This is a genomic window from Chryseobacterium sp. HNCC26DJ241 (assembly GCF_057180505.1).
On record NZ_JBXUGL010000059.1, the window covers coordinates 1 to 8,175 of the forward strand.

Annotated in this window: 8 protein-coding genes; 6 read left to right on the forward strand and 2 right to left on the reverse strand. The window is 33.8% G+C overall.

Annotated elements, in window-relative coordinates; all coding sequences use genetic code 11:
* Positions 1–75: 75 nt before the first annotated feature.
* The gene (locus AC2A1C_RS15490; RefSeq protein ID WP_484026825.1) at positions 76–609 is read right to left on the reverse strand and encodes an SRPBCC family protein; all 534 of its coding nucleotides are present in this window, start codon (positions 607–609) and stop codon (positions 76–78) included.
* Positions 610–802: 193 nt separating this feature from the next.
* Here AC2A1C_RS15490 and AC2A1C_RS15495 point away from each other — a divergent pair, with 193 nt between their 5' ends.
* Both AC2A1C_RS15495 and AC2A1C_RS15500 read left to right on the forward strand, forming a co-directional pair.
* Positions 803–2,890 carry a M3 family metallopeptidase gene (locus AC2A1C_RS15495; protein ID WP_484026826.1) on the forward strand — a complete coding sequence of 696 codons (2,088 nt, stop codon included), beginning with the start codon at positions 803–805 and terminating at the stop codon, positions 2,888–2,890.
* A 50-nt stretch (positions 2,891–2,940) separates the two neighbouring features.
* Complete coding sequence (locus AC2A1C_RS15500) at positions 2,941–3,315, forward strand: YchJ family protein (RefSeq protein ID WP_484026828.1); 375 nt, start codon at positions 2,941–2,943, stop codon at positions 3,313–3,315.
* A gap of 74 nt (positions 3,316–3,389) precedes the next feature.
* Here AC2A1C_RS15500 and AC2A1C_RS15505 read toward each other — a convergent pair whose 3' ends face one another.
* The gene (locus AC2A1C_RS15505; RefSeq protein WP_484026829.1) at positions 3,390–3,629 is read right to left on the reverse strand and encodes a VF530 family protein; all 240 of its coding nucleotides are present in this window, start codon (positions 3,627–3,629) and stop codon (positions 3,390–3,392) included.
* A 97-nt stretch (positions 3,630–3,726) separates the two neighbouring features.
* Here AC2A1C_RS15505 and AC2A1C_RS15510 point away from each other — a divergent pair, with 97 nt between their 5' ends.
* The 4 genes from AC2A1C_RS15510 to AC2A1C_RS15525 form a co-directional block, all read left to right on the forward strand.
* A complete protein-coding gene (locus AC2A1C_RS15510) occupies positions 3,727–5,847 on the forward strand; it encodes a type IA DNA topoisomerase (RefSeq protein ID WP_484026831.1) in 2,121 nt (706 codons plus the stop codon).
* 114 nt (positions 5,848–5,961) lie between these two features.
* Positions 5,962–6,312 carry a winged helix-turn-helix transcriptional regulator gene (locus tag AC2A1C_RS15515; RefSeq protein WP_484026832.1) on the forward strand — a complete coding sequence of 117 codons (351 nt, stop codon included), beginning with the start codon at positions 5,962–5,964 and terminating at the stop codon, positions 6,310–6,312.
* 50 nt (positions 6,313–6,362) lie between these two features.
* Positions 6,363–7,712, forward strand: coding sequence for a DNA repair protein RadA (radA, locus tag AC2A1C_RS15520; protein WP_484026833.1), 1,350 nt, complete (start codon positions 6,363–6,365; stop codon positions 7,710–7,712).
* 120 nt (positions 7,713–7,832) lie between these two features.
* The coding region (locus AC2A1C_RS15525) for a four helix bundle protein (protein WP_484026834.1) at positions 7,833–8,175 on the forward strand (343 nt) is incomplete at its 3' end.

An 8,175-nucleotide genomic window follows, 5' to 3' on the forward strand; every position in this document is an offset into this window, starting at 1 on the left:
ATGAGATTCGTAAACAAAAAGAATACCCTTTCAATGAGTATTGAAAGGGCAGTATCAGTTTTTTGAATTATTTTACTATTTTTCAGAAATTTCTTTCAGTTTTTCCAAGCCTTCTTGATACGATTTTCCCATGTTATAATCCATAATAGGTCTCATTACTTTCATCATCGCATCCTGTTCTGTATCCATTGTCCATGTTACTTTTGTAGAATTTCCTTCAGGAGAAAGAAGTATTTCGGAAGTTGCTTGTCCTGCAAATGGTCTTTCGAAGATCATTTCTGTTTTCTGTTTTTGATTTACAACCAATTCTTTTATTTCCTGGCAACCTGCACCTGCATCGTTATTTTTACTGTCCCAACAATATTTGTCACCCACTTGTCCTTCAGTTCCTGAATAGGTAATTTTCATATTCGGATCCAGTTTCATCCAAGGATTCCATTGATTGAAGGCTTTCGTTGAACTGATGTTTTGCCATATTTTTTCTTTCGGAGCATTGATAACCATTGATTTTTCATAATGATAATTGTTGCCGAAAAACAACATAGCAATCACAGCATACAGAACAATAAGCAAAACAAGAATGCCTAAGAATTTTAAAATTTTTTTCATGATGTTTATAAATTATTAAGTTTAGTTGTTATCTGTAAATTAATTATTCTAAATGCAACTGAAACTTTTCAAATGCAAATTTGTCAAACATTTAAACTACATTTTTGTCACATTTTTAATTGGGCATTATATTTGAAAAACCTGAACCCAAACCAATACAAATCATTAAATTTACACATTTAAAAATTAAATAATGAATATTTTAACTGAAAATTTTAAAACATTATATCAATCTGCACCATTTCAAGAAATTAAAGAAGAATATTATCTTCCTGCATTTAAAGAACTTATCAAAATTTCTGAAAAAGAAATTGATGAAATTGTGAATAATCCTGCCGAACCTACATTTTCCAATACCATTGAAGCGATGGCTTTTTCAGGAGAACAATTGGATAGGGTTTCCAATATTTTTTTCAATCTTAATTCAGCGGAAACCAACGATGAAATCCAAAAAATTGCACAGGAAGTTTCTCCGCTTCTTACAGAATTTTCATCTAAAATTTCACAAAATTCAACACTTTTTCAGAGAATCAAAAAAGTATATGATGAAAAAGATAATCTAAATCTGAATGAAGAACAGCAAACGCTTTTAAAAGAAACATACAAAGGTTTTGTACGAAGCGGTGCACTTTTGAATGAAGAAGATAAAAAGAAACTTGAAAAGATCAATATGGATTTGTCTATAAAATCTCTTCAGTTCGGGCAAAATGTTTTGGCTTCTACCAATCAATATTTTAAACATATTACCAATAAAGAAGATTTGGACGGAATTCCGGAAGCAATCCAACAACAATATGCAGAAGAAGCGAAAGAAAAAAATCTGGAAGGTTATGTCGTAACATTGCAATATCCAAGCTATCTTCCTTTTATGACCTATGCCAAAAATCGTGAACTTCGTAAAGAATTGGCTTTAGCCAACGGAAAAAAATCTTTTGATGGGGGAGAATTGGACAACCAAAATCTGATTAAAGAAATTGTAAAACTTCGCCAAGAAAAGGCAGAATTATTAGGTTATAAAAATTATGCAGATTATGTTTTGGAAGAAAGAATGGCGCAATCTCCGGCAAAAGTTTTTGAATTTTTGAATGAACTTCTGGAAAAAGCTACACCTTATGCACAAAAAGAAATCGAAGAATTAAAACTATTGGCAAAAGCAGACGGAATTGAAGAAATCCAAAGCTACGATCATGCATATTATGCGGAAAAACTTCGTAAAGAAAAATTTGATTTCAATGATGAAGAATTGAAGCCGTATTTTCAATTGGAAAAAGTGCAGGAAGCGGTTTTTGGATTAGCCGAAAAATTATTTGGATTGGAGTTTAAGGAAATTGATACTGTTCAAAAATACCACCCTGATGTAAAAACGTATGAAGTCTCTGAAAGTTTCGAGATTCGAGATTCGAGATCCGATGTTTCAAATTCTGACGAAGTTCAAAACTCGAAACCAGAAACCCGAAACTCAAAATTCAAAGCGCTGCTTTACGCAGATTATCACCCGAGAAAAGGAAAAAGAGCAGGAGCTTGGATGACGAGCTATAAAAATCAGTATAAAAAAGACGGAGAAAATTCTAGACCGCATATTTCTGTGGTTTGCAATTTTACAAAACCAACTTCGGACACTCCAAGTTTATTGACTTTTCAGGAAGTAACAACACTTTTCCATGAATTTGGTCATGCTTTGCATGGAATTTTAGCCGATACACAATATCCGAATCTTTCAGGAACTTCAGTAAAATGGGATTTTGTAGAGCTTCCTTCACAATTTTTGGAAAATTATTGCTACGAACCAGAATTCCTGAAAACGTTTGCAAAACATTATCAAACAGGGGAAGTTTTGCCGGATGAAAAAATAGAGAAAATAGAGCAATCTAAAAATTTTATGGAAGGATACCAAACGTTGAGACAGCTTGGTTTCGGACTTTTGGATATGGCGTATCATACAAAATCGGACAAAGTTTCGGATATTAAAACCTTTGAAGTGGAGGAAACAAAAGCCACAAATCTTTATCCATCAAATCCTGAAACAGCCGCTTCACCAAGTTTTTCCCATATTTTTCAAGGAGGATATTCGGCAGGATATTATTCGTATAAATGGGCGGAAGTTTTGGATGCCGATGCTTTTTATTATTTCAAGGAAAATGGAATTTTTAATCCGGAAATTGCAGCAAAATACAAAATCCTTCTTTCTTCCGGTGGAACAAAAGATCCGATGGAACTGTATAAAAATTTCAGAGGAAGAGAGCCAAAAGTGGAGAGTTTATTAAAAAGAGCGTTTGGATAAATGTACTTTGTCAAAGTTCAGAATCTTTGACAAAGTTTTAAAAAAAGAAAATGAATTGTCCCTGTTGTTCCGGAAAAGATTATGAAGATTGCTGTAAACCTTATCACAGCAAGGAAAAATTTGCTCCAACTGTCGAAAAATTGATGCGTTCCCGTTTTTCTGCTTTTGCAATTCCGAGCGGAAAATATCTGATGGAAACGACACTTCCCAGCAAACGGAAATTTCACAATGAAAAAGATTTACAACTTTGGGGGGAAATCAATCAGTGGACAAAACTGGAAATCATAAAATCTACAGAAAATGAAGTGGAATTCAAAGCGTATTATACTGATGAGCAAGGTAATTCTCAAATTCACCACGAATTTTCAAAATTCAAGAAACTCGATAAAAAATGGTATTATGTTTCAGGGAAATTTTTGGAATAGAAGGCTTCGATAGCCTCCAGTCTGACAACGGTTAGTATTAGATTTGTCAGACTGGAGGCTATCGAAGCGTTTTTTTAGCTGGATTTTTTCTTTTTCTGTCTCAAAACATACAGATACAGACTTTCCACTTTTGCTCTTGCCCAATCGGTTTTTCTCAGAAATTTTAATGAAGAATTAATGCTCGGATTATCTGTAAAGCATTTGATCTTGATTTGTTTTCCAAGTTCTTCAAAACCGTTATAATAATCGACCAATTCTTCCAAAATAGTATCGAGTCTTTTTCCGTGTAAAGGATCTTTAGAAGGTTGTTGCATTTTTGTGTAAAATTATCAAAATTTATTTCTTGCAATTACATTTTTTATTCACTTAAATTTCCGCAAATTTGCACTCCTCAAATTTTTTAAAATTCCAATGAAACTCTGCATTGCCGAAAAGCCATCTGTTGCGCGTGATATTGCAAAAGTATTAGGCGCAAATACAGCAATGCAAGGATATTTTGAAGGAAATGGATATTGGGTAACATGGACGTTCGGACATCTTTGCACACTGAAAGAACCACATGATTACAGTCCACATTACAAATCTTGGGATTTGATTTTCCTTCCCATTATTCCCCAAAATTTTGGAATAAAACTCATTCCGAACAATGGAGTAGAAAAGCAATTCAAAATTATTGAAAAATTGGTTCAGGATTGTGAAGAGGTCATTAATTGTGGTGATGCAGGACAGGAAGGAGAATTGATTCAGCGGTGGGTTTTGCAAAAAGCAAAATGTAACAAACCAATGAAACGTCTCTGGATTTCTTCATTAACGGAAGATGCAATCAAGGAAGGTTTTGCGAATTTAAAATCTGCGGAAGAATATCAAAATCTCTATTTGGCAGGAAATGCAAGAGCAATCGGAGATTGGCTTTTGGGAATCAATGCAACTCGGTTGTTTACTAAAAAATTTGGTGGAAATAAAGCTGTTTTGTCGATTGGAAGAGTGCAAACTCCGACTTTGGCAATGCTCGTTCAGAGACAAAAAGAGATCAATGCTTTCACTTCGGAAGAATATTGGGAACTGAAAACGAAATATCGTGAAGTGATTTTCAGTGCGGCAATTGACAGACTAAAATCCAAAGAAAGAGCCGAAAAAGGTTTAGAGTATTTGAAACAAAATCTTTTTGAAATTATCTCTTTTGAAATTAAAGAAGGGAAAGAGAAAAATCCAAGATTGTTTGATTTGACGGGACTTCAAGTAGAAGCCAATAAAAAATTTGGTTTTTCTGCGGAAAATACTTTGAAATACATCCAAAGTTTATACGAAAAAAAACACACCACTTATCCAAGAGTTGATACTACTTATCTTTCTGAAAATCTTCATCCGAAAATTGCAGGAATTTTACAAACGATGAATTTCTATTCGGAACTGACTTCGTCTTTGCTTTCACAGCCGATTCCGAAATCGAAAACCGTTTTCGATGATTCTAAAGTTACGGATCATCACGCTATTATTCCGACAGAAATTCCACCTTCCAAAAATTTGAGCCGTGAAGAAAAACTGATTTATGATTTGGTAGCGAGGCGATTTATCGCTGTTTTTTATCCTGAATGTAAAATTTCCAATACTTTGGTGGAAGGACAGGTGGGTACAATTCCTTTCAAAGCAACAGGGAAACAAATTCTGGAACCGGGTTGGAGAATAGTTTATGCAAAAGATCAGAAAGATAATTCCGAAAAATCGGAAAAAGATGAAGAACAGAATATTCCTGAATTTACAGTTGGTGAAAAAGGAGAGCATGATCCTTTTATTCATCAAGGAAAAACTTCGCCACCGAAACCTTATACAGAAGCAACTTTGCTTCGAGCAATGGAAACCGCAGGAAAACAAGTGGAAGATGAAGAACTTCGCGAAATGCTGAAAAATAACGGAATTGGGCGTCCTTCTACAAGAGCAAATATTATCGAAACGCTTTTCAAACGAAAATATATTGAAAAAAAGAAAAAAAATCTTGTTGCAACTTCCACAGGAATCGATCTTATTGATACTATTGAAGATGAACTTCTGAAAAGTCCCGAACTAACCGGAGAATGGGAATTCAAACTCAGAAAAATTGAAAGTGGAGAATACGAAGCCAATCAGTTTAAAGAAGAATTGATTGAAATGGTGAAAACGCTTACCAAAAAAGTAATCGACAGAAAAGGAAAGACCATTTCTCTTTACGAAGAAAAACAGGAAACACCTGAAAAAGAACGAAAACCAAGAACAAAAACCGAAATCATTTGGGAAGAAACTCAATGTCCGAAATGTAAAAATCATCATTTAATAAAAGGAAAAACAGCTGTAGGTTGTTCAAATTTTAAAAATTGTGGTTTCAAAATTTCATTCATCGTTTTTGGGAAGAAACTTTCGGAAAAGCAAATTCAGGATTTGGTTTTAAAAGGAAAAACGACTAAAATCAAAGGTTTTACGGAACATCCGGATGGAATCTTGGAAGGAGTATTGAATCTGGATGAAAATTTTGAAATATCAATCGTACAAAATTCCTGAACAAAAAAGACCCACAAAATTGCGAGTTGTTGAATTATTAGCACAAAATTAATTTTGAAAGCCTACAAAAGTTAATAATGGTTATCTTTGTAAGAAACTAACATTATTGTAAGCATGCCCGATTTTATTTCAGACAAACACCTTTATCATAATCCTATAGAATTTGCAATGAGTAAAATTGGAGGTGTCTACAAAATGCCCATTTTATGGCGTTTAAAAGATAAAGCCTGTCGATATACGGAATTGGCAAACAGCATTCAACATATTTCGGATAGAATGTTATCCAAAGTATTGAAAGAGCTTACCGAAGATGGTTTCATCACGAAAGAAATTTTTCCGGAAGTGCCACCAAGAACAGAATACCGAATTACGGAACGTGGATTAAAAGCTGTAACTATAATTGATGCATTGCGAAATTATGGTTTAGAACTGATGAAGGATTTTGGAATAGAGGAAAATAAGTAGCAGACTATTATTTTGTAGTAAATTTCAAAAATTTTCGTGAACTTCGCAGTATGGCAAAACTTAAAACAGCATATTTCTGTCAGAATTGTGGAACACAATATTCCCAATGGATGGGGCAATGTAAAAACTGTGGACAATGGAATACTTTAGTAGAAGAAATTGTAGAAAAAACTTCTCACAAAAGTTTTCCTTCCTCAAAATCAAAGCAGCACATCATCAACATTATAGAAGTTGAAACCAATGAAGAACCGAGAATAAAAACACCTTCGGAAGAATTGAATCGTGTTTTGGGAGGTGGGATTGTTTTAGGCTCCGTTACCTTAATTGGTGGTGAACCTGGAATTGGAAAGTCTACACTTTTGCTTCAATTGGCTTTGAAGATGAAGAAAAAAATTCTGTATGTTTCCGGAGAAGAAAGTGCTTCACAAATTAAGATGAGAGCCGATCGTCTAACGGAAATCCAGAATCCGAATTGTTTTCTTTTTACTGAAACAGCTTTGGAAAAAATCCTTCACGAAGCAAAAAAGCTGGAACCTGATTTTGTGATTATAGACTCTATACAAACGTTGCAATCTCAACTTATTGAAAGTTCTCCCGGAACGGTCTCCCAAATCCGCGAATGTTCCAATGAAATTATAAAATATGCTAAAGAAAATAGCGTTCCCGTTTTTTTGGTGGGACACATTACAAAAGACGGACAAATTGCAGGTCCGAAAGTTTTGGAACACATGGTAGATGTGGTTCTGAATTTTGACGGAGACAGAAATCACCTTTTCCGATTATTGAGAGCCAATAAAAACCGTTTTGGTTCTACTTCGGAAATTGGTATTTATGAAATGATTTCACAAGGTTTGAAAGAAATTAAAAATCCTTCAGAAATTTTAATCACTAAAAAATTTGAAGAGCTTTCCGGAAATTCTGTTGCTGTAACTTTAGAAGGAAACCGACCAATGCTTTTAGAAATTCAGGCTTTGGTAAGTACCGCAGTTTATGGAACTCCACAAAGAAGTTCAACCGGCTTTGATGCAAAAAGATTGAATATGCTTTTGGCTGTTTTGGAAAAAAGAGCAGGTTTTCAGTTGGGTGCAAAAGATGTTTTCCTGAATATAACGGGTGGAATAAAAACGGATGATCCGGCTTTAGATTTAGCGGTCGTTGCTTCTATTTTATCAAGCAATGAAGATATTGCCATTTCCGAACATTTTTGTTTTGCTGGAGAAATTGGTTTGAGCGGTGAAATTCGTCCTGTTGCTCAGATCGAACAGAGAATTTCAGAAGCCGAGAAATTGGGCTACGAAAAGATTTTTGTTTCCAATCTGAATAAAATTCCAAAAAGAAAATTTGCCATAAAAATTGAAGAAGTAAGTAAAATTGAGGATTTTGCGGAAAGATTGTTTTAGGAGTATGAAGTTTGGAGTATGAAGTATGAAGTTTGGAGTTTGGAGAATGGAGTATGAAGGAAGAAGTTTGAGGTCTGGAGTATGAAATATGATTTTAGAATTTATAAAAATTTTTGATTTATGGCTGATATTGTGCGTGAGTTAAGTTTTCAGTTTGCGTTAGATATTATTAGTATATATAAATTTTTAGTTTCTGAAAAGAAAGAATTTGTGATGAGCAAACAATTATTACGTTCTGGAACTTCTATTGGTGCAAATCTGAGAGAAGCAAAAAATGCACAATCATCTATGGATTTTATTCATAAGAATGCAATTGCACAAAAAGAATGTGATGAATCTATTTATTGGCTAGAATTATTATTTGCATCTGAATATATTTCAGAACATCAATTTAATGAACTAAATAAAAATGCAGAATCATTACTTAAAATTATAAAAAGTATTATCCTTACGAAAAAACAAA